Origin of the sequence: Microbacterium hominis (genome assembly GCF_013282805.1) — a bacterium.
Lineage (GTDB): Bacteria > Actinomycetota > Actinomycetes > Actinomycetales > Microbacteriaceae > Microbacterium > Microbacterium hominis_B.
Genome location: NZ_CP054038.1, coordinates 2,048,958 through 2,075,571 on the forward strand (window position 1 = coordinate 2,048,958; position 26,614 = coordinate 2,075,571).

The 26,614-nt window shown below is 70.3% G+C and carries 22 protein-coding genes and 1 tRNA gene; 12 read left to right on the forward strand and 11 right to left on the reverse strand.

Translation table 11 applies throughout. The features are described 5' to 3' along the window. The first annotated feature begins 43 nt into the window (after positions 1-43). From gltB to HQM25_RS09215, 4 genes are all read left to right on the forward strand, one after another. A complete protein-coding gene (gene gltB / locus HQM25_RS09200; protein WP_172989960.1) occupies positions 44-4,642 on the forward strand; it encodes a glutamate synthase large subunit in 4,599 nt (1,532 codons plus the stop codon). After that, positions 4,635-6,101 carry a glutamate synthase subunit beta gene (locus HQM25_RS09205; protein WP_172989961.1) on the forward strand — a complete coding sequence of 489 codons (1,467 nt, stop codon included), beginning with the start codon at positions 4,635-4,637 and terminating at the stop codon, positions 6,099-6,101. Before gltB ends, HQM25_RS09205 begins: the two co-directional genes overlap by 8 nt. A gap of 50 nt (positions 6,102-6,151) precedes the next feature. Then, positions 6,152-7,594, forward strand: coding sequence for a pyruvate kinase (gene pyk, locus HQM25_RS09210; RefSeq protein ID WP_172989962.1), 1,443 nt, complete (start codon positions 6,152-6,154; stop codon positions 7,592-7,594). A gap of 73 nt (positions 7,595-7,667) precedes the next feature. Further along, a complete protein-coding gene (locus tag HQM25_RS09215) occupies positions 7,668-8,057 on the forward strand; it encodes an SHOCT domain-containing protein (RefSeq protein WP_172989963.1) in 390 nt (129 codons plus the stop codon). Between the two features lie 61 nt (positions 8,058-8,118). Here HQM25_RS09215 and HQM25_RS09220 read toward each other — a convergent pair. Next, a tRNA-Leu gene (locus HQM25_RS09220) sits at positions 8,119-8,201 on the reverse strand. A 41-nt stretch (positions 8,202-8,242) separates the two neighbouring features. Between HQM25_RS09220 and HQM25_RS09225 the strand changes: the two genes are divergently transcribed. Continuing rightward, positions 8,243-8,863: an ANTAR domain-containing response regulator gene (locus tag HQM25_RS09225; RefSeq protein ID WP_172989964.1), complete on the forward strand. Its 621-nt coding sequence runs from the start codon at positions 8,243-8,245 to the stop codon at positions 8,861-8,863. Between the two features lie 50 nt (positions 8,864-8,913). Here the strand turns inward: HQM25_RS09225 and HQM25_RS09230 are convergent, their stop codons facing one another. Then, on the reverse strand, positions 8,914-9,354 hold the full coding sequence (locus HQM25_RS09230; protein WP_172989965.1) for a hotdog fold thioesterase: 441 nt from the start codon (positions 9,352-9,354) through the stop codon (positions 8,914-8,916). 62 nt (positions 9,355-9,416) lie between these two features. Between HQM25_RS09230 and polA the strand changes: the two genes are divergently transcribed. Further along, positions 9,417-12,140 carry a DNA polymerase I gene (polA, locus tag HQM25_RS09235; RefSeq protein WP_172989966.1) on the forward strand — a complete coding sequence of 908 codons (2,724 nt, stop codon included), beginning with the start codon at positions 9,417-9,419 and terminating at the stop codon, positions 12,138-12,140. Next, a complete protein-coding gene (locus HQM25_RS09240) occupies positions 12,137-13,807 on the forward strand; it encodes a DUF885 domain-containing protein (protein ID WP_172989967.1) in 1,671 nt (556 codons plus the stop codon). Before polA ends, HQM25_RS09240 begins: the two co-directional genes overlap by 4 nt. Positions 13,808-13,822: 15 nt before the next feature. Here the strand turns inward: HQM25_RS09240 and HQM25_RS09245 are convergent, their stop codons facing one another. Beyond that, the gene (locus HQM25_RS09245) at positions 13,823-14,452 is read right to left on the reverse strand and encodes a phosphoribosyltransferase (protein ID WP_172989968.1); all 630 of its coding nucleotides are present in this window, start codon (positions 14,450-14,452) and stop codon (positions 13,823-13,825) included. A 108-nt stretch (positions 14,453-14,560) separates the two neighbouring features. Between HQM25_RS09245 and HQM25_RS09250 the strand changes: the two genes are divergently transcribed. Both HQM25_RS09250 and HQM25_RS09255 read left to right on the forward strand, forming a co-directional pair. Further along, on the forward strand, positions 14,561-15,937 hold the full coding sequence (locus HQM25_RS09250; RefSeq protein WP_172989969.1) for an MFS transporter: 1,377 nt from the start codon (positions 14,561-14,563) through the stop codon (positions 15,935-15,937). An 18-nt stretch (positions 15,938-15,955) separates the two neighbouring features. After that, the gene (locus HQM25_RS09255; RefSeq protein ID WP_172989970.1) at positions 15,956-16,717 is read left to right on the forward strand and encodes an SGNH/GDSL hydrolase family protein; all 762 of its coding nucleotides are present in this window, start codon (positions 15,956-15,958) and stop codon (positions 16,715-16,717) included. On the opposite strand, the gene HQM25_RS09260 is transcribed toward HQM25_RS09255, so the two are convergent. The 3 genes from HQM25_RS09260 to HQM25_RS09270 are packed head-to-tail and all read right to left on the reverse strand — an operon-like array spanning position 16,706 to position 19,088. Next, the gene (locus HQM25_RS09260; protein ID WP_172989971.1) at positions 16,706-17,293 is read right to left on the reverse strand and encodes a dihydrofolate reductase family protein; all 588 of its coding nucleotides are present in this window, start codon (positions 17,291-17,293) and stop codon (positions 16,706-16,708) included. The genes HQM25_RS09255 and HQM25_RS09260 overlap by 12 nt on opposite strands. A gap of 38 nt (positions 17,294-17,331) precedes the next feature. Further along, on the reverse strand, positions 17,332-18,177 hold the full coding sequence (locus HQM25_RS09265) for a carbohydrate kinase family protein (protein ID WP_172989972.1): 846 nt from the start codon (positions 18,175-18,177) through the stop codon (positions 17,332-17,334). Next, positions 18,177-19,088 (reverse strand): pseudouridine-5'-phosphate glycosidase, encoded by a 912-nt coding sequence (locus tag HQM25_RS09270; protein WP_172989973.1) that lies wholly within the window; start codon positions 19,086-19,088, stop codon positions 18,177-18,179. The genes HQM25_RS09265 and HQM25_RS09270 overlap by 1 nt, the downstream gene beginning before the upstream one ends. A 150-nt stretch (positions 19,089-19,238) precedes the next feature. Between HQM25_RS09270 and HQM25_RS09275 the strand changes: the two genes are divergently transcribed. Then, positions 19,239-19,502 (forward strand): DUF6458 family protein, encoded by a 264-nt coding sequence (locus tag HQM25_RS09275; protein WP_172989974.1) that lies wholly within the window; start codon positions 19,239-19,241, stop codon positions 19,500-19,502. 82 nt (positions 19,503-19,584) lie between these two features. Here HQM25_RS09275 and HQM25_RS09280 read toward each other — a convergent pair whose 3' ends face one another. Further along, positions 19,585-20,919, reverse strand: coding sequence for an MFS transporter (locus tag HQM25_RS09280; RefSeq protein ID WP_254359238.1), 1,335 nt, complete (start codon positions 20,917-20,919; stop codon positions 19,585-19,587). Between the two features lie 400 nt (positions 20,920-21,319). Between HQM25_RS09280 and HQM25_RS09285 the strand changes: the two genes are divergently transcribed. After that, positions 21,320-22,240, forward strand: coding sequence for an AEC family transporter (locus HQM25_RS09285; protein WP_172989975.1), 921 nt, complete (start codon positions 21,320-21,322; stop codon positions 22,238-22,240). 16 nt (positions 22,241-22,256) lie between these two features. On the opposite strand, the gene HQM25_RS09290 is transcribed toward HQM25_RS09285, so the two are convergent. The 3 genes from HQM25_RS09290 to HQM25_RS09300 are packed head-to-tail and all read right to left on the reverse strand — an operon-like array spanning position 22,257 to position 23,844. Beyond that, a complete protein-coding gene (locus HQM25_RS09290) occupies positions 22,257-22,526 on the reverse strand; it encodes a DUF6510 family protein (protein WP_172989976.1) in 270 nt (89 codons plus the stop codon). A gap of 2 nt (positions 22,527-22,528) precedes the next feature. Then, positions 22,529-23,254 carry an FAD-binding oxidoreductase gene (locus HQM25_RS09295; protein WP_217275135.1) on the reverse strand — a complete coding sequence of 242 codons (726 nt, stop codon included), beginning with the start codon at positions 23,252-23,254 and terminating at the stop codon, positions 22,529-22,531. Beyond that, on the reverse strand, positions 23,251-23,844 hold the full coding sequence (locus HQM25_RS09300) for a sulfite oxidase-like oxidoreductase (RefSeq protein WP_172989978.1): 594 nt from the start codon (positions 23,842-23,844) through the stop codon (positions 23,251-23,253). The genes HQM25_RS09295 and HQM25_RS09300 overlap by 4 nt, the downstream gene beginning before the upstream one ends. Before the next feature lie 160 nt (positions 23,845-24,004). Here HQM25_RS09300 and HQM25_RS09305 point away from each other — a divergent pair, with 160 nt between their 5' ends. Then, on the forward strand, positions 24,005-24,556 hold the full coding sequence (locus HQM25_RS09305; protein WP_172989979.1) for a DUF308 domain-containing protein: 552 nt from the start codon (positions 24,005-24,007) through the stop codon (positions 24,554-24,556). A 66-nt stretch (positions 24,557-24,622) separates the two neighbouring features. On the opposite strand, the gene HQM25_RS09310 is transcribed toward HQM25_RS09305, so the two are convergent. Next, positions 24,623-26,611: a S9 family peptidase gene (locus HQM25_RS09310; protein ID WP_172989980.1), complete on the reverse strand. Its 1,989-nt coding sequence runs from the start codon at positions 26,609-26,611 to the stop codon at positions 24,623-24,625. Positions 26,612-26,614: the final 3 nt, after the last annotated feature.

Below are 26,614 nucleotides of genomic sequence, written 5' to 3' on the forward strand. Positions count from 1 at the left end.
CGACGTCGTCCCAACTTTGAGTATCAACGTGAGGACGGTAGGTATGGCTTCGAGCCCCCGTCGCAGCGCCTCAGCGCAGCCGAGCACTTCTCTGACCGACGCATTCCCCGCCAAGCAGGGGATGTACAACCCGGCGTTCGAGAAGGACGCGTGCGGCCTCGCCATGGTGGCGACGCTGCGCGGCGAGCCCGGCCACGACATCATCGACCTGGCGCTGACCGCCCTGCGCAACCTCGAGCACCGCGGCGCCATCGGGTCCGACGCGGGCACCGGCGACGGCGCCGGCATCCTGACGCAGATGCCCGACGCGTTCCTGCGGGCCGTCGTCGACTTCACCCTGCCGCCGGTGGGCGAGTACGCGGCCGGTCTGATCTTCCTCCCGCGCGATGACGACGCCCGCGCGGCCCAGAAGGCCGGCATCGAGCAGATCGCCCGGAGCGAGAACCTCGACGTGCTCGGCTGGCGCGAGGTGCCGACCGCCGAGGAGAACCTCGGCAAGCTGGCCTTCGAAGCGCGACCCGTGTTCGAGCAGCTGTTCGTCGCCCGTCCTGCGGTCGGCGACCAGCCCGCGCTGTCGGGCATCCAGCTGGACCGGCGCACCTTCCGTCTGCGCAAGCGCTCCCGCACCGAGCTCGGCGCCTACTTCGTGTCGCTGTCCTCGCGCACCCTCGGCTACAAGGGCATGGTCACCACCCTGCAGCTGGAGCCGTTCTACCCCGACCTGCAGGACGAGCGCTTCGCCTCGGAGCTCGCGGTCGTGCACTCGCGCTACTCGACCAACACCTTCCCGTCCTGGCCGCTGGCCCAGCCTCTGCGCATGCTCGCGCACAACGGCGAGATCAACACCGTCAACGGCAACCGCAACTGGATGCGGGCCCGCCAGTCCCAGCTCGAGTCCGAGCTGCTCGGCGACATCGAGCCGCTCCTGCCGATCTGCACCGACGGCGCGAGCGACTCGGCCTCGTTCGACGAGGTGCTGGAGCTGCTCACCTTGACCGGGCGCAGCCTCCCGCACGCGATCATGATGATGGTTCCCGAGGCGTACGAGAAGCAGCTCGACGTCGACCCGAAGCTGCGCGCGTTCTACGAGTTCCACTCGATGCAGATGGAACCCTGGGACGGCCCCGCCGCCCTGATCTTCACCGACGGCACGCTCGTGGGAGCGACCCTCGACCGCAACGGCCTGCGTCCCGGCCGCTGGACCGAGACCACCGACGGCCTGGTCGTGATCGGCAGCGAGACCGGCGTGCTCGACTTCGAGCCCGAGCGCATCAAGCGCCGTGGGCGCCTGCGCCCCGGCCGCATGTTCCTGGTCGACACCGCGCAGCGCCGCATCATCGAAGACGACGAGATCAAGACGCAGCTCGCGGACATGCACCCGTGGCAGGAGTGGCTCGACGCCGGCAGGGTCAAGCTCGCCGATCTGCCCGAGCGCGAGCACATCGTTCATCCGATCGCCTCGATCACGCGCCGCCAGCGCACGTTCGGCTACACCGAGGAGGAGGTCCGCATCCTGCTGACCCCCATGGGCCAGAACGGTGCGGAGCCGCTCGGCGCGATGGGCAGCGACACTCCCGTCGCCGTGCTCAGCGAGCGGCCGCGCCTCCTGTTCGACTACTTCACGCAGCAGTTCGCGCAGGTGACCAACCCGCCGCTGGACTCGATCCGCGAAGAGGTCGTCACCTCGCTCGCTCTGGGCCTTGGCCCCGAGCGCAACCTGCTGGACTGGGGCCCCGAGCACACGCGCACCGTCACACTGGACTTCCCGGTGATCGACAACGACGAGCTGGCCAAGATCCAGCACATCGACACCGCGCTGCCCGGGCGCACCTCGGTCACCATCCGGGGCCTGTACCGGGTCGAGGCCGGGCACAAGGGGATGAAGAAGCGCCTCGAGCAGATGTGCCGCGAGGTCGACCAGGCCATCGAGGACGGCGCCGAGTTCATCGTGCTCAGCGACCGCGACTCCAACAAGGACCTCGCGCCGATCCCGTCGCTGCTCATGCTCGCGGCCGTGCACCACCACCTCATCCGCAACCAGACGCGCATGAAGTGCGGGCTCGTCGTGGAGGCCGGAGATGTGCGCGAAGTCCACCACGTCGCCACCCTGATCGGCTACGGCGCGTCGGCGGTGAACCCGTACCTGGCGATGGAGACCGTCGAGTACCTGGTGCGCGCCGGTTACATCACGGGCGTCTCTCCGGAGAAGGCCGTGAAGAACCTGATCTACGCGCTCGGCAAGGGCGTGCTGAAGATCATGTCGAAGATGGGCATCTCGACGGTCTCGTCGTACGCGGGCGCCCAGGTGTTCGAGGCCGTGGGCCTGTCGCCGGAGTTCGTCGACGACTACTTCACCGGCACCGAGACCAAGCTCGGCGGAGTGGGCCTGGACGTCGTGGCGTCGGAGAACGCCGCCCGCCACGCCTACGCCTATCCCGAGGACGCCGCCGTGCGCGCCCACGAGCGGCTGTGGACCGGCGGCGAGTACCAGTGGCGCCGCGACGGATCGCCCCACCTGTTCAACCCCGAGACCGTGTTCCGGCTGCAGCACTCGACGCGAGAGCGCCGGTACGACATCTTCCGCGAGTACACGAAGCTCGTCGACGACCAGGCGCAGGAGTTGAAGACGCTGCGCGGCATGTTCAAGCTGCGCGCGGGCACCCGTCACCCGGTCCCGATCGACGAGGTCGAGCCCGTCTCGGCGATCGTCAAGCGCTTCTCGACCGGCGCGATGAGCTACGGCTCCATCTCCAAGGAGGCGCACGAGACCCTCGCCATCGCGATGAACCGCATCGGCGGCAAGTCGAACACCGGCGAAGGCGGCGAGGACGTCGATCGTCTGCTCGACCCCGAGCGCCGCAGCGCGATCAAGCAGGTGGCCTCCGGTCGATTCGGCGTGACGAGCATGTATCTCACGCACGCCGACGACATCCAGATCAAGCTCGCGCAGGGCGCGAAGCCCGGCGAGGGCGGGCAGCTGCCCCCGGCGAAGGTCTATCCGTGGATCGCGCGGACACGCGGCGGCACCGCCGGTGTGGGTCTGATCTCCCCGCCGCCGCACCACGACATCTACTCGATCGAAGACCTCAAGCAGCTGATCTTCGATCTCAAGCGCGCGAACCCCGACGCCCGCGTCCACGTCAAGCTCGTGAGCCAGTCCGGGATCGGCGCGGTGGCGGCGGGCACGGCCAAAGCCCTCGCCGATGTCATCCTCGTCTCCGGCCACGACGGCGGCACCGGCGCGAGCCCGCTGAACTCGCTCAAGCACGCGGGAACGCCGTGGGAGCTCGGCCTCGCCGAGACGCAGCAGACGCTCATGCTCAACGGCATGCGCGATCGGGTCGTGGTGCAGGCGGACGGCCAGCTCAAGACCGGCCGCGACGTCATCGTCGCCGCGCTCCTGGGCGCGGAGGAGTTCGGCTTCGCCACCACCGCTCTGGTGGTGGAGGGGTGCATCATGATGCGCGTCTGCCACCTCGACACCTGCCCGGTCGGCGTGGCGACCCAGAACCCGACGCTGCGCGCGCGTTTCGGCGGCAAGCCGGAGTTCGTGGTCAACTTCATGGAGTTCATCGCGCAGGAGGTGCGCGAGTACCTCGCCGAGCTCGGATTCCGATCGCTCGACGAGGCGATCGGCCACAACGAGCTCCTCGACGTCGACGGCGCGATCGCGCACTGGAAGGCCAGCGGTCTCGACCTGACGCCGATCCTCGAGGGCCCCGCATTCGCCGAGGACGAGCCGCGCCGCAACGCGCGCGGCCAGGACCACGAGCTCGACGACCACTTCGACGTGCAGCTCATCGAGCGCGCGCAGGACGTCATCGCGCACGGCGGACGGATCACCATCGACCTGCCCGTGCGCAACACCGCGCGCTCGGTGGGCACGATGCTCGGCAACCGCGTCACCCGCGCGCACGGCGAGAACGGGCTGCCCGCCGGGGCGATCACCGTGAACCTCACCGGCTCGGCCGGCCAGTCCTTCGGCGCCTTCATGCCCGCCGGCATCACGCTGCGCCTCGAAGGCGACTCCAACGACTACGTCGGCAAGGGACTGTCGGGGGGTCAGATCGTCGTCCGGCCCCCGCGCTCGGCGACGTTCGACGCGTCGCAGAACGTGATCGCCGGAAACGTCATCGGCTACGGGGCGACGCAGGGGACGATGTTCCTGCGCGGCGTCGTGGGCGAGCGGTTCCTGGTGCGCAACTCCGGTGCGACCGCCGTCGTCGAGGGCGTGGGCGACCACGCGCTCGAGTACATGACCGGCGGCCTCGCCGTCATTCTCGGCCAGACCGGCCGCAATCTCGGCGCCGGAATGTCGGGGGGAACCGCCTACATCCACCGGCTCGACCGCAACCTCGTCAACCGCGAGGCGCTGGCCGCGGGAGAGCTCGTCCTCGGCGAGCTCGGCTCCGGTGATGCCGAGATCCTGCGCGACCTGCTCGAGCAGCACCGCACCGAGACCGGCTCCACCCTGGCCGCAGCTCTCCTCGATGACTTCGAGGCCGAGCTGGAGAACTTCGTCCGCGTTCTTCCGCGCGACTACGCCGCTGTGCTGCAGACCCGGCAGGCCGCGGTGGCGGAAGGACTCGATCCCGACGGCGATGTCGTCTGGACACGCATTCTGGAGGTGACGGGTGGCTGACCCGAAGGGCTTTCTCAAGGTCACCGAGCGCGAGCTGCCGCCGCGCCGGCCGGTACCGGTCCGCATCATGGACTGGAAAGAAGTGTACGAGCCCGGTGATTCCGGCGTGCTCCGGCGCCAGGCGGGGCGCTGCATGGACTGCGGCGTGCCGTTCTGCCACCAGGGCTGCCCGCTGGGCAACCTCATCCCGGAGTGGAACGACCTGACCTGGCGCGGCGAGGGCCGTGCCGCGATCGAGCGTCTGCACGCGACGAACAACTTCCCGGAGTTCACGGGCCGACTGTGTCCGGCGCCGTGCGAGAGCTCGTGCGTGCTCGGGATCAATCAGCCCGCCGTGACGATCAAGCAGATCGAGGTCTCGATCGTCGACGAGGCCTTCGGCAACGGCTGGATCGAGCCCGAACCGCCGGGCAGGCTCACCGGAAAGACGGTCGCCGTCGTGGGCTCCGGACCGGCCGGCCTCGCCGCGGCGCAGCAGCTCACGCGCGCCGGCCACACGGTGGCCGTCTACGAGCGCGACGACCGCATCGGCGGGCTCCTGCGTTACGGCATCCCCGACTTCAAGATGGAGAAGAAGCACCTCGAGTCGCGCCTCCGCCAGATGCAGGACGAGGGCACGCGATTCCGCGCCGGTGTGGAGATCGGCAAGGACATCACGTGGAGCGATCTGCGCGCCCGCTACGACGCGGTCGTCATCGCCACCGGCGCCACGGTGCCGCGCGAGCTGCCGATCCCCGGTCGCGATCTCGCCGGCGTGCACTTCGCGATGGAGTACCTCGTGGAGTCGAACCGCGCCGTGGCCGGAGACGCGGTGGCGAACCAGATCACCGCAGAGGGCAAGCACGTCGTCGTCATCGGCGGTGGCGACACCGGCGCCGACTGCATCGGCACGGCCCACCGCCACGGCGCGCTCAGCGTCACGAACCTCGCCATCGGACGCCGCCCCCCAGGGGAGCGGCCCGACAGCCAGCCGTGGCCGATGATGCCGCACGTCTTCGAGATCTCCTCCGCGCACGAGGAGGGCGGCGAGCGGAGCTACCTCGCATCGACGGTCGAGTTCCTCGGCAACGGTGCGGGCGAGGTGCGCGCCCTGCGTGTGGCCGAGACCGAGTTCGTCGACGGCCGCCGAGTGCCCAAGAGCGGCACCGAGCGAGAGATCCCGGCCGACCTCGTGCTCATCGCCATGGGCTTCACCGGCCCCGAGCGCGCCCTCCTCGAGGAGCAGCTCGGCACGCAGTTCACCGCGCGGGGCAATGTCACGCGCGAGAACGACTACCAGACGACCGCCCCCGGCGTGTTCGTGGCCGGCGATGCCGGCCGCGGCCAGTCGCTCATCGTGTGGGCCATCGCGGAGGGCCGCGCCGCCGCTGCGCGCGTCGACGAGTACCTCATGGGAGAGACCGCACTGCCCGCTCCCGTGCGCCCGACCGATGTCGCGATCGGTCTGCAGCCCGCGTAGGCTGGCCACGGCCTTTCCGCCACTTCACACCCCACCCGGAGATCACACGGATGAGACGCGCCAAGATCGTCGCCACCCTGGGACCTGCGACCTCGTCGTACGAGATGGTTCGCGCCATCATCGACGCGGGTGTCGACGTCGCCCGGTTCAATCTGAGCCACGGCGACTACTCGGTCCACGAGAACAACTTCGCCAATGTCCGCAAGGCCGCTGACGACGCCGGCCGCGCCGTCGCCGTCCTCGTCGACCTGCAGGGCCCCAAGATCCGTCTCGGCAAGTTCGCCGACGGACCCCACGATCTCGCCGAAGGCGACATCTTCAAGATCACCATCGAGGACATCGCCGGAACCAAGGAGATCTGCTCGACGACGTTCAAGGGCCTGCCCCAGGACGTCAAGCCCGGCGACACCCTGCTGATCGACGACGGCAAAGTGCGCGTCGAGGTCGTCGAGACCGACGGCACCGTCGTCACGACCAAGGTCATCGTCGGCGGCCCGGTCTCCAACAACAAGGGCATCAACCTTCCCGGCGTCGCCGTCAACGTGCCGGCACTGTCCGCGAAGGACGAGGCGGACCTGCGCTGGGGTCTCAACGCCGGCGCAGACCTGATCGCCCTGTCGTTCGTCCGCGACGCGAAGGACGTGCAGCGCGTCCATGTGATCATGGCCGAAGAGGGTCGCCACGTACCCGTGATCGCCAAGATCGAGAAGCCGCAGGCGGTCGAGAACCTCGAGGAGATCATCGACGCGTTCGACGGGATCATGGTCGCCCGCGGCGACCTGGGCGTCGAGCTGCCGCTGGAGGCGGTGCCGATCGTGCAGAAGCGCGCGGTCGAGCTGTGCCGCCGCATGGCCAAGCCGGTCATCGTCGCGACCCAGATGCTCGAGTCGATGATCAACAACCCGGTGCCCACCCGCGCCGAGACCAGCGACGTCGCCAACGCCGTCCTCGACGGCGCCGACGCGGTCATGCTGTCGGGCGAGACGAGCGTGGGCGACTACCCCGTGGTGGTCGTGGAGACCATGGCCCGCATCATCGCCTCGACCGAGGAGCATGGGCTCGAGCGCATCGCGCCGCTGACCACCAAGCCCCGCACGCAGGGCGGCGCCATCACGCTGGCCGCCATGGAGGTCGCCGAGTTCGTCGAGGCGAAGTACCTCTGCATCTTCACCGAGTCGGGCGACACCGCCCGGCGCATGTCGCGGCTTCGCCCGCGCATCCCGATGATCGGCTTCGCCCCGGAGCCCGCGATCCGCCGCCGCATGGCGGTGACATGGGGCGTGCAGTCCACGCTCGTGGAGCACGTGGCCCACACCGATCGCATGTTCATCCAGGTGGACGACTACCTGCTGTCGAACGACCTCGCCGAGGTCGGCGACCGGGTCGTGGTGATCTCCGGCTCGCCTCCCGGGATCATCGGCTCCACCAACGACATCCGCATCCACAAGGTGGGCGACGCGGTGCACGGAAAGGCGCCGGTCTACCGCGAGTAGCGATGTGAACATCGGGAACGGTCGCTCCACTAGTGTGTGAGCGACCGTTCTCATTTCCATCGAAAGGACGCAGATGTTCTTCTGGGATCTGTTCTGGATCCTGCTGTGGAGCTTCTACTTCGTCGCGTACATCTTCGTGGTGATCCTGATCATCACCGACCTGTTCCGCGACGAGAGGCTCAACGGCTGGCTCAAGGCGCTGTGGATCGTGTTCCTGATCTTCCTGCCCTTCCTCACCGCCTTGGTCTACGTGATCGCCCGAGGACGCGGCATGGCCGAGCGCTCGCGGGCGCGCGGCAGCGCGACGGTCGCCGAGAACGACGACTACCGTCCCCGGGCCTCGGCGAGCCCCTCGGATGACATCGCCAAAGCGAAGGCCCTGCTCGATGCGGGCACGATCAGCCAGGGCGAGTTCGACGCCCTCAAGAGCAAGGCGCTCGGCAACCAGTACTTCGGCGCCTGACGCCGAACGCGAAAGGAGAGTGGATGCCTCGCCCGAGGCATCCACTCTCCTTCGTCTGCGGTGCCGGTGGTGGGAGTCGAACCCACACGCCCTCGCGGGCAACCGAGTTTGAGTCGGTCGCGTCTGCCATTCCGCCACACCGGCGCGATCTCAACCGCGCATCGAGATTACCGTAGGATTCTAGGGTGACTGAGCACGAGCAGAACGCGGCCGCATCCTCCACCGCCCCCCGACGCGTCGTCGTCGCCGAGGACGAGTCGCTGATCCGCCTCGACATCGTCGAGATCCTCCGGGACAACGGCTACGACGTGGTCGGCGAGGCCGGCGACGGTGAGACGGCGGTGCAGCTGGCCACGGAGCTGCGCCCCGACCTGGTCATCATGGACGTGAAGATGCCGCAGCTCGATGGCATCTCGGCGGCCGAGAAGCTCAGCAAGAACCACATCGCCCCCGTCGTGCTGCTGACGGCGTTCAGCCAGAAGGAGCTCGTCGAGCGTGCGAGCGAGGCGGGCGCCCTCGCGTACGTCGTGAAGCCCTTCACGCCCAACGACCTCCTGCCCGCGATCGAGATCGCGCTGGCGCGCTACGAGCAGATCATCACGCTCGAGGCCGAGGTCGCCGACATGGTGGAGCGGTTCGAGACCCGCAAGCTCGTGGATCGCGCCAAGGGCCTGCTCAACGAGAAGATGGGGCTGTCCGAGCCGGAGGCCTTCCGCTGGATCCAGAAGGCGTCGATGGACCGCCGCCTCACGATGCAGGACGTCGCGAAGGCGATCATCGAGCAGCTCGCGCCCAAGAAGGGCTGACGCACAGACATCCGACGAAGGGCGCCGCGGGATCGCGGCGCCCTTCGTCGTCAGCGGGTCGGTCGATCGATGATGTGGTTGGTGATGCGCACCGTCGAGCAGCGGCGCCCCTGATCGTCGGTGACGACGATCTCGTGCACGGTGATGCTGAGCCCGAGGTGCACGGGCGTGCACACCCCGGTGACCACGCCGGAAGTCGCCGAGCGGGTGTGGGTGGCGTTGATGTCGACGCCGACGGCGAGCCGTCCCTCGCCGGCGTGCAGGTTGGCCGCCATCGACCCGAGGGACTCGCCCAGCACGACGTATGCTCCGCCGTGCATGAGACCCACCGGCTGGGTGTTGCCCTCGACCGGCATGGTGGCGACGCACCGATCGATCGAGAACTCGACGAAGCGCATGCCCATCTTCTCGGCGAGCGCGCCCATGCCGCGGCGGCTCGCCCACGACAGGGCGTCGACGGCGGGAGCGGATGCGGGGGAGGAGTCGACCATGGGCGCGCCTTCGTGCGTGACGGGGGAGAAGAGGTGTCTGCGCCCCTGACTAGAGTTGCAGGGTGCCAGACTCCGCAAAGCCTACCCTCCTGATCGTCGACGGCCATTCGCTCGCCTATCGCGCGTTCTACGCACTGCCGATCGACAACTTCTCGACGAAGGACGGCCAGCACACCAACGGCATCTACGGGTTCCTCGCCATGCTGATCAACCTCATCAAGGCGGAGAAGCCGACCCACCTCGCCGTCGCCTTCGACACGTCGCGGCAGTCTTTCCGCACGCGGGAGTACAGCGAGTACAAGGCCAACCGCTCCGAGACGCCGTCTGAGTTCAAGGGGCAGATCCCGCTGCTGCAGGAGTGCCTGGCCGCGATGAGCATCACCGTCCTCCAGCAGGAGGACATCGAGGCCGACGACATCCTCGCCACCCTCGCGACCCAGGGCGCGGCCGAAGGGTTCGACGTGCTGGTGTGCTCGGGCGACCGCGACACGATCCAGCTCGTGAACGATGACATCACCCTGCTGTACCCGAACGTGCAGGGCGTGTCCCAGCTCAAACGGTACGACCCGGCCGCCGTCGTGGAGAAGTACGGACTGCCCCCCGCGCAGTATCCCGACATCGCGGCGCTGGTCGGCGAGACCAGCGACAACCTGCCGGGCGTGCCGAAGGTGGGGGAGAAGACCGCGGTCAAGTGGCTCACCCAGTTCGGCACCCTCGACGATCTGCTCGAGCGGGCGGGCGAGATCAAGGGCGTCGTCGGGGGCAACCTCCGCGACCACCTCGACGATGTCCGGCGCAACCGCGCTCTCAATCGCCTGCTGCGCGATGTCGAACTCCCCGTCGGCCCCGCCGATCTGGCCGTGCGGCCGATCGACGCCGAGGCCGTGCGCGACATCTTCGCGCGCCTGGAGTTCCGCACCCTGCTCCCGCGGGTGTTCGAAGCCGCCGGCGTCGACCCTGCGATGGCGGCGGCCCCCGCCGCGCCCGCCCAGCCGATGCCGACGCCCGCCGAGCCCGACGCCGAGGGCCTTCGGGCGTGGCTGAGCGACACCTCCGACGAGATCGGCGTCACCGTCACCATCGCCGAGTCGCTGCCGACACGGATCGGGCTCGCACGCGCCGACGATGCGGTGGAGGTCGCCTGGACGACCGAGACGGCCCAGGCGCTGGCGCCCTGGTTCGCCTCCGACGCACCCAAGGTGTTCAGCGACGCCAAGCCGCAGGTCAAGGCTCTGCGCCGAGCCGACGTGCGTGTGAGCGGGCTCGCATTCGACACGATCGTGGCGGGCTGGCTGCTGCGCCCGAGCTTCCCCGACAAGTCGCTCGCCGATCTGGTCGGCCGCTACCTCGACGAGAAGCTGCCCGAGGCCGACCCGACCCAGCTCGTGCCCGAGACGGAGGGGGCGACCCCCGGTCAGCTCTCGTGGTTCACGCTGCGGGTGGCCACCGCCCTGCGTGCGGAGCTGCCTGCCTCCGTCGCCGGCGTGCTCACCGAGATCGAGCTGCCGACCCTGCTCGCGCTGGCCGACATGGAGCTGGCCGGCGTGTCGGTCTCCCACCAGAAGCTGTCCTCGTTCTCTCAGGAGCTCGCGGCGCGCGCCGACGCCATCGCGGCAGATGCCTACACCGCGATCGGGCGCGAGGTGAACCTCGGCTCGCCCAAGCAGCTCCAGGAGGTGCTCTTCGACGAGCTGCAGCTGCCGAAGACCCGCAAGACCAAGACCGGGTACTCCACGGATGCCGCGGTGCTGGCAGACCTCCAGGAGAGCAATCCGCACCCGTTCCTCGATCTGCTCCTCCAGCATCGCGAGGCGACCAAGCTCCGCCAGATCATCGAGTCCCTCGACGGCTCGATCGCCGCCGACGAGCGCATCCACACGACCTACGTGCAGACGGGCAGCCAGACGGGGCGCCTCTCGAGCACGGATCCGAACCTTCAGAACATCCCCGTCCGCACGGCGGAAAGCCGCCGCATCCGGGCGGCCTTCGAAGTCGGGCCCGCGTACGACACGCTGCTGACCGCCGACTACTCGCAGATCGAGATGCGCATCATGGCGCACCTGTCGGAGGACCCCGGGCTCATCGAGGCGTTCAACTCCGGTGAAGACCTCCACCGCTTCGTCGGCGCCCGCGTGTTCGGCGTCGCACCCGAAGACGTCACCGCGGCGATGCGCACGAAGGTGAAGGCGATGTCGTACGGGCTCGTGTACGGCCTGTCCGCGTTCGGCCTGTCCAAGCAGCTGCGCATCGAGCAGTCCGAGGCCAAGTCGCTGATGCTGGAGTACTTCGCCCGCTTCGGCGCGGTGCGGGACTACCTGCGCTCGTCCGTCGAGCAGGCCCGCATCGACGGATACACCGAGACGATCTTCGGCCGGCGCCGGCCGTTCCCGGATCTGGCGAGCCCCAACCGCGTGCTGCGCGAGAATGCCGAGCGCGCGGCGCTGAACGCCCCGATCCAGGGCAGCGCCGCCGACATCATGAAGATCGCCCTGTTCCACATCCACGACCAGTTCGTGGCGGACGGGCTCCGCTCCCGCGTGCTCCTGCAGATCCACGACGAACTCGTCGTGGAGGTCGCCGAGGGGGAGTGGGATGCCGCCGAGCGCATCGTGCGCGAGCGCATGGGCGATGCCGCTCAGCTGTCGGTGCCGCTGGACGTGCAGATCGGCCGCGGCGGCGACTGGGACGAAGCCGCGCACTTATCCGGGCCGGTCCGGCCCCGGGCGGCGACCTCGCCGTCCGGGGTTTTGCCGTCCCCGCCGCGGAATCTAGGCTCGAGGGCATGAGTGAATCCCGCACCCCCACGCCGATCGACCAGATCGCCGACGCGTGGGTCGACACCCTCGCCGAGCTCGAACCGATGCTCGCGACCTACATCGGCCGCTCGGAGCACAACCACCGCTTCGGCGACCAGTCACCCGAAGGCCACGCCCGGCTGGCCGACGCCGCACGCGGCACCCTCACAGCGCTGCAGGCCGCGTCCCCGGTCGACGACATCGACGCCGTCACCCAGGACGACCTCTCGCGCGAGCTGCAGCTGCACCTGGACCTCCACGAGGCGAAGTGGCACCTGCGCGACCTGAACGTCATCGCCTCGCCGGCGCAGGAGCTGCGCTCGGTCTTCGACCTGATGCCCACCGACACCGCGGACGACTGGGCGACCGTCTCGACGCGCCTGAAGGCGCTGCCGGAGGCGATCGACGGCTACATCGCCACGCTGCGCGAGGGCATCCGCGAGGGGATCGTCCCCGCACGTCGCCAGGTCGAGGAGGTCGTCACCCAGATCGCGCGCTACACCGCCGACACCGGGTTCTTCGCCTCCTTCGCCGCCAACGCGGCCCCCGCCGACGGACAGCTGCCGGCATCCCTCGCCCGTGACCTCGCCGACAGCGCGGGGGCGGCCCGCGTCGCCTACGACGCGTTGGCGGCCTTCCTCGGCGGCGAGCTCGCCCCCGCCGCGCACGAGAAGGACGCCGTCGGTCGCGAGCTCTACGCGCTGCACTCGCGCCGCTTCCTCGGCGCCGAGATCGACCTCGACGAAACCTATGAGTGGGGCGTCGAGGAGCTTGCCCGCATGGTCGCGGAGCAGGAGTCGATCGCCGATGAGATCCTGCCGGGAGCATCGGTGGCCGAGGCGGTCGCCTTCCTGGAGAAGGATGCCGCGCGCAAGCTCCACGGCACCGAGGCCCTCCAGAAGTGGATGCAGGAGACCAGCGACCGCGCCGTGGAGGAGCTCGGCCGCACCCACTTCGACATCGCGGAGCCGATCCGCAAGCTCGAGTGCATGATCGCCCCGACGCAGGAAGGCGGCATCTACTACACGGGTCCGACCGACGACTTCTCGCGTCCGGGCCGCATGTGGTGGTCGGTGCCCGAGGGCGTCACCGAGTTCGACACGTGGCGCGAACTGACCACCGTCTACCACGAGGGCGTCCCGGGTCACCACCTGCAGATCGCCCAGGCCGTGTACAACCGCGCACAGCTCAACTCCTGGCGTCGCCTTCTGGGCGGCACCAGCGGCCACGCCGAAGGCTGGGCCCTGTACGCCGAGCGCCTCATGGAGCAGCTCGGCTACCTCGACGACCCGGCCGACCGCCTGGGCATGCTCGACGGCCAGCGCATGCGCGCCGCCCGCGTCGCGCTCGACCTGGGCGTGCACCTGGAGAAGCCGCGTCCCGACGGCGAAGGCACGTGGGATGCCGCGTACGCGCTGGAGTTCATGCGCGCGAACGTGAACATGCCCGACGAGTTCGTGCGCTTCGAGGTCAACCGCTACCTCGGCTGGCCCGGACAGGCCCCGTCGTACAAGGTGGGTCAGCGCATCTGGGAGCAGCTGCGCGACGAGCTCGCCGAGCGCGAGGGCACCGCGTTCTCGATCAAGCAGTTCCACAAGCGCGCGCTCGACATCGGCGGCGTGGGGCTCGACACCCTGCGCGCCGCGCTGCTGCGCTGACGTCGCGCCTTTCCGTCAGTCCGGGAGGTCGCCCGCGAGAAGCCGGGCGACCTCCTCGTCTTCTGTCTGACGGAAGTCGTCGTAGAAGGAGCCGACCGCCCAGAACGGATCCATGCGGTGGGGGCAGACGAACTCGTCGGCGATCGATCGCGCGGGCTCGTAGGTGCGCGGTGCCACGGGCACGGCCAGCACGAGGTGACGCGTGCCGGCAGCGCGCAGCGATCGGCATGCGGCTTCGGCCGTGGCGCCGGTGGCGATGCCGTCATCGACGACGATCACGGTGCCCGCCGGGTCGCGGGCACCGGTGGCTCCGAACGCCCGCGTCCGGCGCTCGAGCTCGGCGCGCTCGCGCTCCTCGATCGCCGACAGCGCGGCGGAGGTCACCCCCTCCCGGCGCAGGGCCCGCTCATCGACGACCCGCACTCCGGGCGCGATCGCACCGACGGCGTACTCCTCCCGCCTCGGCGCCCCGAGCTTGCGCACCACCACGGCGCCCAGGCGCAGATCGAGAGCGGCGGCGACGCGCGCGGCCACGACGACCCCGCCGCGCGGGATGCCGAGCACGACCGCATCGACGCCGCGCCAGCGCGCGAGCGCCGCGGCGAGGACGTCTCCGGCCTCGATCCGGTCCGCGAACAGCGACACGGCGCCACCCTACGCCGATTCGACAGGACCGGGGGCGCGCGCCGATGGCGGCCGCGCACGTCCCCGGCGGCGTGATCCTCCCGTCCGTCCGTTCCGTAGCATGACCTCATGACCGACTCGGCCTCCGACACCGACACCGTCGCGGCGCGCCTCGATGCCCTTCCGTTCACACGGCGACACCTCCGGGTGCTCACCGGGTCGGGGATCGGCTGGGCGCTGGATGCGATGGACGTCGGCCTGATCTCGTTCATCCTGGCCGCCCTCGCCGTGCAGTGGCAGCTCGCACCCGGCGAGACGGCCTGGATCGCCTCGATCGGCTTCGTCGGAATGGCGGTCGGCGCGGGACTGGGCGGACTGCTGGCGGACCGCTTCGGCCGTCGGCAGGTCTTCGCGCTCACTCTGCTCGTGTACGGGCTCGCCACCGGTGCCAGTGCGCTCGTGGGCGGCCTGGCCGCACTGCTGGTGCTCCGCTTCCTGGTCGGCCTGGGTCTCGGCGCGGAACTCCCGGTCGCCTCGACCTACGTCAGCGAGTTCGCCCCCGCGCGCATGCGGGGCCGGCTCATCGTGATCCTCGAGGCGTTCTGGGCCGTCGGCTGGACCGCTGCCGCCCTGATCGGGTACTTCGTCATCCCGCTCTCCGACGACGGCTGGCGCTGGGCGTTCGCGCTGGGCGCTCTCCCCGCCGCCTACGCCCTCATCGTGCGCTGGGGGCTTCCCGAGTCACCGCGATGGCTGGCGCGCCGTGGCCGCATCACGGAGGCCGAGCGGATCGTCGCGGAGTTCGCGGAGGCGGCGCCCGCGGCATCCACATCGCTGCCGCCGTCCCGCACCACGCAGGCGCCGGCGGAGATCCGCGGAGCGCAGCGGGTGGGGGAGTTCCGCGGAGCCCAGCGGGTGCGGGCGCTCTGGCAGCGAGAGCTGCGCGGCCGCACCGCGAGCCTCTGGCTGGTGTGGTTCTGCGTGAACTTCTCGTACTACGGCGCGTTCATCTGGATCCCCTCCATCCTGGTCGCCCAGGGATACGACCTCGTGCGCTCGTTCGGGTTCACACTGGTCATCACCCTCGCCCAGCTGCCGGGCTACGCGGCGGCGGCGTGGCTGATCGAGGTGTGGGGGCGACGCCTCACGCTCTCGGTCTTCCTGGTCGGCTCGGCGGTGGCCGCCGTGCTGTTCGGCACCGCTGCCGCGCCCGCAGCGATCATCGCGGCCGGCATGGCGCTGTCCTTCTTCAACCTCGGGGCGTGGGGCGCGCTGTACGCCGTGACGCCCGAGACCTATCCGACCTCGCTGCGCGCGACCGGCGCGGGGTGGGCGGCGGGCGTGGGCCGCATCGCGTCGATCGTCGCGCCGCTCACGGTGCCGTGGCTGCTCGGCATCGGGGGCGCGCCCACGCTGTTCGTGGTCTTCGCCGTGTTCTTCGCGGTCGCCGCCGCCGGCGCGTGGGGACTCGCCGACCACCGCGGACGCGCGCTCGATGATCGCTGACCCTCCTAGGCTGGAACGATGACCGGCATCAGGTACGTCGCGATCGGGGACTCCTTCACCGAGGGTGTGGGTGACGAGCTTCCCGACGGGCACGTGCGCGGGTGGGCCGACCTGGTCGCCCAGGGATGGGCGGATGCCGCGGGGACGCCGATCTCGTACGCGAACCTGGCGATCCGCGGCAAGCTCGTGCAGCCGATCGTCGATGAGCAGCTCGAACCGGCCCTGGCCCTCCGGCCCACGCATCTGTCGTTCAACGGCGGGGGAAACGACATGCTGCGCCCCCGCACCAGCGTGTCCCGCGTCGTGGCGGCCTTCGAGCACGTGCTTCGCCGCTGCGACGAAGAGGGGGTCACGCTCATCGTTCTCTCGGGCGCGAATCCCTCCGGCCAGCTGCCCCTCAGCCGCGTGATCCAGCGCCGCGGCGACCTCCTCTCCTTCGCGGTCCAGGAGCGCCTGGCCGCGCGCGCGGATCTGGTGCGGGCCTACAACTGGTTCGACCGCGAACTCGCTTCACCGCCGTACTGGTCGGAGGACCGCCTCCACATGAACGCACGCGGCCACCACCGCGTCGCCGCGCGCGTGCTCACCGCCCTCGGCGCCGAGCCTCCGGCCGGGTGGTGGTCGCTGCCCGCCCTTCCGGCGGCCACACCGCGCGGCGCCTCGTACTACCGCGACCACGTCGGCCCCTGGGTGCGCCGTCGCCTCACGGGAACGTCCTCGGGAGACGGCCGGGCGCCGAAGTTCGGGGAGTGGTCGACGATCGACCCGTCAGCCGCCTGAGGGCGTGTCCGCCCCGATCGGCCCCACCGCGTAGGTGAGCTCGGCGAAGGCCCCCGCCTGCCGCAGGGCGGTCAGTCGCAGCCGCTCCGCGCCCAGGCGACGCGGCATGAGGGGCTTTCCCGAGACGACGGTGGCGGGTGCGACGGAGACGACGATCTCGTCCAGGAGACCGGCGTCGGCGAACTGACCCGCCAGATCTCCGCCGCCCACGATCCAGACGTCGCGCTCACCCGCAGCGGCGCGGATGTCGGCCCACTGATCGCGAACCGACCCCGAGGCGAACCGGATGTCGGCGCCCGGCACGACCGGCAGGTCCCGTGAGGTGAACACCCAGGTCGGCCGGTCGCCGTAGTACGACGGCCACTTCTCCGGATGTTCCAGGAGCTCTTCGTGCCGCAGCACCCACTCGTAGGTGGACGATCCCTGAACCAGGACACCGACGCCGGACAGGAACGCGGTGAAGTCGTCGCCTCCGCCGTCGCCTCCGGGAACAGAGAAGAGCCAGTCGAGCGAGTCCTCGTCGTCGGCGAGGAAGCCGTTGAGCGTGGTGGCGGTGTAGAAGATCACGCGGGTCATGCCGGACACGATAACGACCGGCTGCGACACCCGACAGGTCAGAGCGCGCCCGCTCTGCGCAGCGCGTCGAGCGCGAGACGGCTGCCCGCGCCGGCGGCCACGACCGGGGTGGCGCCCTCCGCGGCCGCGCAGAGGAATCCCGCTGCGAACGCGTCGCCGGCCCCGGTGGAGTCCACCACGTCCGCGGCAGGCTCGACAGGCACCTCGGTGCCCGTGAAGCCGTCGACGAGGAGGACCGGGTCGGGGCCGCGCTTGACGACGAGCAGACACCCGGGCGGCATCCCCGTCCCCGCTTCATCCGCCCACGCGGCCTCCTCTGCGTTGGCGAACACGATGTCGGGCGCCAAGTCGAAGACGATCCGCCGAACCCCCGCGGCGCCGAGCGCCTCGAGGGTGGCGACGCTCGAGAGATCGAGGCTCACCGCTCCGCCTCGCCCCCGGACGATGGCCACCGCCTCGCGCACCGCGGCGCGCGACGTCTGTCCGGCGAGCCCGTACAGCGGGACGTGCAGGCGTCCGACACCGGTGAGCCAGCTCGGGTCGAGCGCCTCGAGGTCGGCCGACGCGCCACGGTCGGTGATCATCGTCCGCTCGCCGTCCCGGTCGACGAGGACCACGATCGCCCCCGTGCGTCCCTCGCGCTGCACGCGAACGTCCACGCCTGCGGCCTCGAGCTCGCCGACCAATGCCAGCCCGAGGATGTCAGAGCCCACGCGACCGAGGAAGCGCACGGGGAATCCCGCGGCGGCCGCGGCCGCCGCGACGTTGGCGGCGCTCCCGCCCCGCGTCAGGCGCACCTCGGCCGGATTGTCGGTGCCGCGCTGGAGGTCCCCGCCACCCAGCACGATGAGGTCGGCGACGAGGTCGCCCAGCACCGCGAGCATCACGCGTCGCCGGCGAGGCTCAGCGCGATCTGCGCGCCGAGGTCGACGTTGCCGCGGTAGACGGCCACGTTGACGTCGAGGCTGCGACCACCGGTCTCGCGCTGCATCGCATCCAGCAGGAACGGCGTCGTGTCGTGGCCCGAGACCCCCGCTGCATCGGCGGCGGCGAGGGCACCGGCGAGCACCGCGTCGTGGAGCTCGGGCGAGAGCTGCACCGCCTCGTCGACCGGGTGGGCCACCAGCAGCGTGGAGGGGATGCCGAGCGCATCGCGCGCACGGGCGATGCGCGCCACCTCGTCGGGGGAGTCGACGGAGAAGTCGAGGTCATAGCCGGAATCTGTGATGTAGAACGCGGGGTAGTCGGTCGTGCGGTAGCCGACCACGCCGAGCCCCAGGGTCTCGAGCCGCTCGAGGGTGAGACCGATGTCGAGGATCGACTTCACCCCGGCGCTGACGACGACGAGGGGGAGGGCTGCGAGGGTCGGGAGGTCCGCTGACTCGTCGAAGCTCTCGCTCGCGCCGCGGTGCACGCCTCCGAGCCCGCCCGTCGAGAACACCCGCACCCCGGCCCGATGCGCGAGGTGCGCGGTCGCCGCCACCGTCGTGCCCGCGCTCAGCTCCTTCACGACGATCGGGGCGAGATCGCGCACGCTCGCCTTCACCACACCGTCGGCAGTCGCGAGCCGCTCGATCTCGGCGGGGGAGAGGCCCACCGTCGGCCTCCCGTCCACGACGCCGATCGTCGCCGGCACCACGCCGACCCCGCGCACGCGCTCCTCGGCGTCGAGGGCGACCTCGAGGTTGCGGGGGCGGGGGAGGCCGTGGGTGAAGATCGTCGATTCGAGCGCCAGCACGGGGTGTCCGGCATCCACCGCCTCACGCACCTCGTCGGAGGTCTTCATCGCATCCATGACCGCCCCTCTCGCATCTGTTGATCACATTGCCACACGAATTGTCAACCCCCTGTGCATTCCGAGGTGCGTGCGGGATTCTGACGAACGGTCGTCGCCAGCAGACGGCCGACCAGTTGGGGGCACGTGCTCCCCGGAAAGGAACCTCGCATGAGCATCGGAACGGGAATCGTCCTGTTCGTCATCGGAGCCATTCTGGCGTTCGCCGTCAACGTGGAGACCGAGTGGGTGAACCTCGACCTCATCGGCTACATCCTCATGGGCGCGGGAGTCGTGGTGTTCCTCATCGGCATCGTGCTCATGGCACGCCGCCGCCAGACCGAGACGGTGGAGCGCACCGCGGTCGACCCGGCCTCGAACGAGCGCGTCACGCGTCGCAGCACGAGCGCGCCCGACGACACGGCCGGCCTCTGACCCTCGCAGCCTCACGCCGGTGGAGGGGCGGGTCCTGCGGGATCCGCCCCTCCGCCTGTCCCGGCTCGTCCGCGCCGGGGGCTCAGCGACGGCGCCGCGGGCGGGGCTGATCGAGTCCGATGTGGATGCGGGTGCGACGCCGCTCCCGCGCGATGAAGAAGGCGCCCACGGCCCAGAGCGGCACCTGGGTGAGGAAGGCGATCCGGAACGCGTCGAGGGTGTACGTGGAGGGCGTTCCGGCGCCCTGCAGGTCGAGCGCGAGGCCGATTGCGTAGATGGCGATCAGCGCCGCGAGGAATCCGCCCGCGTTCGTGACTCCCGTCGCCGTACTGAGTCGATGCGCGGGATTGTGCGTGCGGGCGTGGTCGAACGCGATCATCGAGGCCGGGCCGCCCATCGCGAGGGCGAACGCGAGGGCGTACAGCAGCCACAGGGGAGCGGGACCGCTCCAGGAGATCACGACGAGCCACGCCACGGCCTGCACCGCCACCGCCGGCAGCACCAGCGCTCTCGAGCGCATCGTGGGAATGCGGCGCGACAGTTCGCCCATGATCGGGCCGATGACCATCCCGATCAGGACGTACGTCGACAGGATGCCGGCAGCGGCGGCCGTGGAGAGCCCTTCGCCTGCGGTGAGGAAGGGCATTCCCCACAGCAGCACGAAGGCAGTGCCGGCGAAGGGCGTCGTGAAGTGCGACCAGAAGGCGAGCCGCGTGCCGGGGTGCGCCCACGCCGCCCGGATGCCCACGCCGGTGTCGACGGCGGAGGTCACCACGCGGATGGCACCGGTGTCGGTGTCGACGGTGATGTCCCGGTCGACCTCCGGCGGGTGGTTGCGCACGATCACGAAGACGAGCACGGCGAACAGGATGCCGAGCCCGGCGATGCTGCCGAAGGTGATGGTCCAGGAGGTGCTGTGCAGGAGGGCCGCCAGCGGGATGACGGCCACGAGCTGCCCGGACTGGCCGAGGATGCCGGTCATCTGCACCATGATCGGACCGCGCTGCGCGGGGAACCAGGTCGCGATCAGCCGGAGCACGCCCGGGAAGATCGCCGCATCGCCCGCGCCCAGCAGCACGCGTGCCGCGATCGCGACACCCACTGTGGGGGAGAACGCCATCACGAGCTGCCCGGCGGCCATGAGCAGCATCCCGATGGTCATGATGGGGCGGGAGCCGTACTTGTCGAGCATCACGCCGATGGGGATCTGCATCCCGCCGTACACCGCGAGCTGTACGACCGCGAACAGCGAGAGCGTAGACGCGTCGGCCTGGAAGCGTTCGGCGGCATCGACGCCGACGGCGCTCAGCGACGAGCGGTTGGTGATCGCCAGCACATACCCCGCCACGGCGACGACCCAGATCAGCCACGCCTGCCAGCCCGGTCCCACCGGAGCGGGGCGGGAGAGGGCGGGCACGCGTCTACGCTATCGCCGCCCGCGATGGCGCCGGTCGCGTCCTTGAGCTGACATAATGTGCATTATCGGCGTTATCGGTCGTGAGTGATTCCGGCGTCCACAATGTCTTGCCAGCCGCGCCCTTGCGTCATGCGACGCCACGCCGCACGGAGTGTGTCGAGCGATGTAGACCGGACGATCCCGCGTATGACGGTATGAACTATGCCGTCTGGCTGATCGCGCCGGATCCAGCCACCGCGATCACCGAGTTTTCGAACACCGTCACCCGACTTCGGCGTGTAGCTCTCACGATGGCGATACTGCGCAACTGACACTTCATGTGCATCATCGGCGCGTCCGCGATGTTCCGCGGAGCGGGCCGGATTGGATGCGCGGACACGGCGCCTTCTAGGCTCTGAGCATGCTGGAGTCGCTCACCGGGTTCGTCGTGGTGGGCGTGGCGATCGTCGTCGGCTGGATCATCGGCCGCATCGATCTGCTCGGCGAGCACGCGCGACCCGTGCTCGCGCGGCTCACGTTCTTCGTGCTGTCGCCGTTCCTGCTGTTCGTCGTGCTCGGGCAGGCCGATGTGCGGAATCTGTTCTCCGCGCTGCTGCCGGTGTCGGCGATCGCCGCCGTGGTGATCTTCGCCGTGTACGCGCTGCTGGCGAGGCTCGTGTGGCGGCGCTCGGTCGGCGAGACCGTCATCGGCGCCCTCAGCGCCGGTCAGGTGAACTCGAACAACATCGGCATCCCGCTCTCGCTGTACCTGCTCGGCAGCGCCGCCTACCCGGCGCCGGTGATCCTCCTGCAGCTGCTGGCGTTCACGCCGGTGACGATGGCGATCCTGGATGCCGTCACCGCGGGCCGCACGTCGCCATGGCGTACTCTCACCCGCACGGTGGGCAACCCCATCGTGCTGGGATCGGTGCTCGGAACGCTCGTCTCCGTCTCCGGGCTGGAACTGCCCCCGATCGTCCTGGAGCCCGCGATCCTCATCGCAAACGCCTGCGTGCCCGTGATGCTGATCAGCTACGGCATCTCGCTGCACGGCCAGCGCGTGCTGGGCGCGTCGGGCCGTCGCCGCGACATCGTGCTGGCGACCACGCTGAAGCTGATCGCCATGCCGGTCGCCGCCTGGGCGACGGCCGAGTTCTTGTTCGGGCTGAGCGCGCAGGACGTGCTGGTGGTCACGGTGCTGGCGGCGCTCCCGACGGCGCAGAACGTCTTCAACTACTCGCAGCGCTACGGCATCGGTGAGACGATCTCCCGCGACACCGTCTTCCTCACCACCATCGGCTGCGTGCCGGTGCTCATCGTCATCACGCTTCTGCTCGGGTGAACCCGGCGCGCTCGCCTCACGCCCAGTGCAGCTCCCGCAGCATGCCGAACCGCAGCCGCACCGGCTCGCTCGGACGCAGCACGACGAACAGCGTGTGCGTGCACGCGCGGCACCGCACGATCGCCGCGTCGTCGTCGAGTTCGACGACCGTCTCCGCCAGCGGCGCATGTGCACCGCAGCCGCCGCACACGCCGATGAGCATGGTCGCATCGTCGCCGAACATGCCCGAGAGCATTCCCGCCAGCGCGTTGCCGTCGACCACGGCCCGGGCGATCTCCTCTCTCATCATCACGAACCTCCGAACCTCTCCGTCCTGATGCGCGCCGGATCGTGGCCGAGGCCCACCAGCGCGTCGGCCACGTGCTCGACGAATCCCGTCGGGCCGCACACGAACACCAGCGGCGCCGCGTCGGGCGCCCACGTGTGCGCACGCAGCGTCCCCTCGTCGACGCGGCCGACCCGCCCCGGCCAGCCTGGCGGGGCGACCCGCGTGTAGACCCAGTCCACCGCCGCTCCCCCGGCCGCGGCATCCCGCTCCAGCTCCTCGCGATATATCGCGTCTTCCGAGGTTCGGGTGGAGTACAGCAGACGGACGGATGCCGCGGCGGCGGCATCCCGCGCCGCTCGCGCCATCGCCATGAGCGGCACGATCCCCGAGCCGCCCGCGATCAACTGCACAGGCCCCTCTCCCCCGGGCTCCCACACGAAGTACCCGCCCAGCGGACCCTTCACCTCGAGCTGGTCGTCGACGGCGATGTCGCGCACGAGATACGGGGAGACCTCTCCGTCGGGAACCTCGTCGACGCCGAGTTCGATCTCCCCTCCCCCGCCGTACGAGCCCAGCGAGTACGAACGCACCGCCTGGTACCCGTCTTCGGCCGTCAGGCGCACGTCGACGTGCTGTCCGGGCCGGCTCCCCGGCCACTCCGACACCTCCAGGCGCAGCAGACGCGCCGTCGCCGTGGCGGGAAGGGCCGCGGTCACGCGCGCGGGACGCCAGCCGCCCGTGATCACCAGTAGCGCTCTTCCGTCCAGGGGTCGCCGTGCATGTTGTACCCGTTCTGCTCCCAGAAGCCGGGCGCGTCCGCCGTCATCAGCGACAGGCCGCGCACCCATTTCGCGCTCTTCCAGAAGTACAGGTGCGGAACGAGCAGTCGCGCGGGGCCTCCGTGCTCCGGCGCGAGCGGCTCACCCTCGAACTCGAAGGCGACCCACGCCCTGCCGCCGCGGAGGTCCGCGAGCGGCAGGTTGGTCGTATAGCCCCCGTACGAGTGCGCCATCGCGTGGGTCGCAGACGTGCTGACGCCCGCCAGCAGCGTGTCGACCGAGACGCCCCGCCACCGCGTGCCGAGCTTCGACCACCGCGTCACGCAGTGGATGTCGGTCGTGATCTCCTCGATGGGCAGGGCGAGGAACTGCTCCCACGTCCAGGTGGTCAGCGCTCCCGCCTCGGTGCGGATGCCGAAGCTCCACTCCGCGGCATCCACCTTGGGCGTCGGACCCGCCGAGAGCACCGGGAAGTCCTCGGTGAGGTACTGCCCCGGAGGCAGCCGCTCGTCACTCTCACGTCGACGCGACCCGAAACCGCGGGAGAAGATCGCCATCGCACCCCCTGCGCTCGGATCCTGGACCACACGGTAGCGCTCCCCGCCCGCTGAGCGCGAGTGTCGCGCACACCGCCGCGCGCCGATTCCGCCACGGCTTCACCCACGGGTCTAGGCTTGGGGGGCAATCTCCCAGGAAACATCCAGAAAGGACGCACCCATGTCCCTTGATGCCTCGGCCGAGCGGTCCGCCGTCAACGGCGTGCGAACCGCACTCGGCATCGGCGGCGTTCTCGCCGTCATCGTCGGAATCCTCATCCTCGTCTGGCCCGGCAAGACCGCCATGGTGGTCGCGGCCATCGTCGCGATCTACGCGATCGCCGCGGGACTGGTCTACGCCGGTCTCGGAATCTTCTCCAAGACCAAGGGCGGATGGGCCCGTGTCGGCCACATCGCGCTCGGCGTGCTGTTCATCATCGCGGGCGTGCTCGCGTTCCTGAACCTCGGCGCGACGGCCGCCTGGCTGGCCGTCTTCCTCGGGATCCTCGTGGGAATCATGTGGATCATCGAGGGCGTCGTCTCGCTGTCGACCCTCGGCGACGCGTCGTCGAAGGGCTGGACGATCTTCTTCGCGATCATCAGCATCATCGCCGGCATCGTGCTGCTGTTCTCGCCGCTGTGGGGCGCCCTCGTGCTGTGGTGGATCCTCGGCATCTCGCTGATCATCCTCGGCATCATCCAGGTGGTGCGCGCCTTCACGTTCGGCAAGTAGTCCGCACAGAAGAACAAGGCCGGTCCCGGAGTTCCTCCGGGACCGGCCTTGTGCGTGCGCGGTGCGTCAGTCGACGGGCAGATGGCGCGCCCACCAGTCGAGCACCGCGTCGAAGCGCTCGACGCGGTGGCGCGGCTGCCCCGACCGGGTGAGTTCGTGGTTCTCGCCGGGGAACACCAGCATCTCGGCATCCACCCCACCGCGCAGCAGCGCGCTGTAGTAGCGGGTGGCCTGCTCGAGGGGGCACCGGAAGTCGAGCTCCGAGTGCAGCACGAGCGTGGGGGTGCGCACCTGATCGACGACCGCCATCGGACTCTGCCGCGCGATCGCCTCGGGATCGGTGCCGACGTACTCGTCGCCGAAGAAGGAGCCGATGTCGCTCGTCCCCTGGAACGAGACCGGGTCGAGGAACCCGCGCTCCACGATCGCTCCGGCGAAGCGGTGGTCGTGGGCGATGACCCACGCGGTGAGATAGCCGCCGTACGAGCCGCCCATCACACCGACCCGCGCCCCGTCGAGACGGGCGTCGGCGGCGATGGCGCCCTCGAGGAAGTCGATCACGTCGGCGAAGTCGACGGTTCCCATCTGCTGACGGATGCTGCGCCCGTGCGCGCGCCCGTAGCCGGCCGAGCCGCGCGGGTTGCCGTAGACGACCGCGTAGCCCGCGTCGACGAGCACCTGGGTCTCGTCGAAGACGTGCACGCCGTACGCCGCGTACGGGCCGCCGTGGATCTGCAGGATCACCGGGAACGGCCCGTCGCCCTCGGGGGTCGCGACCCATCCGTGCACCGGGTAGCCGTCGCGGCCGTCGACGGTGAGCTCGACCGGATCGACGATCCCGGTGGCCTGAACGGCCTCGCCGAAGGCGGTGAGCGCGCGGGGGGCCGCGTCGCCCTCGACCAGCAGCAGCTCGCCCAGGGCGCGGGGAGTCGAGACGGATGCCACGACACGGCCGCCGGCGGCGGCGTGCCCGTTCACCTCCACGTCGCCGGTGATCACATCGGCGATGGCGCCGTCGCGCGCCACGCGCAGGAGATGCACCCGGCCGCGGGTGCGCCGGTGCACGAGGAAGTCATCGCCGACGGGGGTGATGTGGCTGCCGACCTCGCCGAGATCGATCGACTCGGCATCGGTGAGCGCGCGCGGTCCGTCGGACTCGAGCAGCCACAGGCCCACGCCGGGCGCGACGAAGTCCACGCCGTCGCCGACCTCGTGGCCGAGGAGGGCGATCGTGCCGTCGTCGGCGATGGCCAGGTCGTAGAGCGCGAGCCCGGCATCCTGCGTCAGCACGTCGCGCCGGCCCGAGCCGTCGGTCGCCAGGGCGACCACGTGGGATCGGAGGTCTGCGCGGCGTGCGCGCGGGTCGTCGACCGTCGTGAGGATCTCGCTGCCATCCCGTGAGAACACGAGACCCTCGTAGGACAGCGGGCCCTCGGTCAGCGCGCGGGCCTCGGCGGCCACGACGGTCTGCGCCGGCGCGGCCTCGCCCTCGGGACGCACGGCGGCGGCCGGCGCGTAGAAGGGCTCCGCGTCGGTGGCGGGGGCGTCGATGACGAAGACGTGCGACGGCCGATCGGCGGTGTACCCGAGCCCGTTGGAGTGCCATTGCGCCCCGACGATGCGACGCGGAGCCTCGCTCGCGGCATCCAATCCCTCGACGCTGCCGTAACGCCCCTTCTCGGGCACGCGCGAGGTGAAGGCGAGCCGGTCGCCGGCGGGCGACCAGTCGAACCCGGACACCCCCGCGGCAGCGTCGGTGGCCTGCACCGGCTCACCGCCGGTCGCGTCGACGACGTAGACCTGTGCCTTGCCCTTCGCGTCGGCGCGGACGAACGCGACGCGCGCGCCATCCGGTGACAGACGCGGAGCCGCATCGGCCGTGCCGCGCGTGAGGCGGCGCGGAGTGCCCCCGGGCAGATCCACACGCCAGATCTGCCCCACCGCGCGGTTGGCCTCGATGTCGGGACGGGAGGAGGCGAAGACCGCGTACGCCCCGTCGGGCGCGATCGCGGGCCGCCCGACGGAGATCAGCGTGACGATGTCGGCGGCGCGCATCGG

Bases quoted from the DNA above. Each gene is read 5' to 3' on its own strand.
- gltB (WP_172989960.1), top strand. From the start codon at position 44: ATGGCTTCGAGCCCCCGTCGCAGCGCCTCAGCGCAGCCGAGCACTTCT.
- pyk (WP_172989962.1), top strand. From the start codon at position 6,152: ATGAGACGCGCCAAGATCGTCGCCACCCTGGGACCTGCGACCTCGTCG.
- HQM25_RS09215 (WP_172989963.1), top strand. From the start codon at position 7,668: ATGTTCTTCTGGGATCTGTTCTGGATCCTGCTGTGGAGCTTCTACTTC.
- HQM25_RS09230 (WP_172989965.1), bottom strand. From the start codon at position 9,354: ATGGTCGACTCCTCCCCCGCATCCGCTCCCGCCGTCGACGCCCTGTCG.
- HQM25_RS09240 (WP_172989967.1), top strand. From the start codon at position 12,137: ATGAGTGAATCCCGCACCCCCACGCCGATCGACCAGATCGCCGACGCG.
- HQM25_RS09250 (WP_172989969.1), top strand. From the start codon at position 14,561: ATGACCGACTCGGCCTCCGACACCGACACCGTCGCGGCGCGCCTCGAT.
- HQM25_RS09255 (WP_172989970.1), top strand. From the start codon at position 15,956: ATGACCGGCATCAGGTACGTCGCGATCGGGGACTCCTTCACCGAGGGT.
- HQM25_RS09260 (WP_172989971.1), bottom strand. From the start codon at position 17,293: ATGACCCGCGTGATCTTCTACACCGCCACCACGCTCAACGGCTTCCTC.
- HQM25_RS09265 (WP_172989972.1), bottom strand. From the start codon at position 18,177: ATGCTCGCGGTGCTGGGCGACCTCGTCGCCGACCTCATCGTGCTGGGT.
- HQM25_RS09270 (WP_172989973.1), bottom strand. From the start codon at position 19,088: ATGGATGCGATGAAGACCTCCGACGAGGTGCGTGAGGCGGTGGATGCC.
- HQM25_RS09275 (WP_172989974.1), top strand. From the start codon at position 19,239: ATGAGCATCGGAACGGGAATCGTCCTGTTCGTCATCGGAGCCATTCTG.
- HQM25_RS09285 (WP_172989975.1), top strand. From the start codon at position 21,320: ATGCTGGAGTCGCTCACCGGGTTCGTCGTGGTGGGCGTGGCGATCGTC.
- HQM25_RS09290 (WP_172989976.1), bottom strand. From the start codon at position 22,526: ATGAGAGAGGAGATCGCCCGGGCCGTGGTCGACGGCAACGCGCTGGCG.
- HQM25_RS09300 (WP_172989978.1), bottom strand. From the start codon at position 23,844: ATGGCGATCTTCTCCCGCGGTTTCGGGTCGCGTCGACGTGAGAGTGAC.
- HQM25_RS09305 (WP_172989979.1), top strand. From the start codon at position 24,005: ATGTCCCTTGATGCCTCGGCCGAGCGGTCCGCCGTCAACGGCGTGCGA.
- HQM25_RS09310 (WP_172989980.1), bottom strand. From the start codon at position 26,611: ATGCGCGCCGCCGACATCGTCACGCTGATCTCCGTCGGGCGGCCCGCG.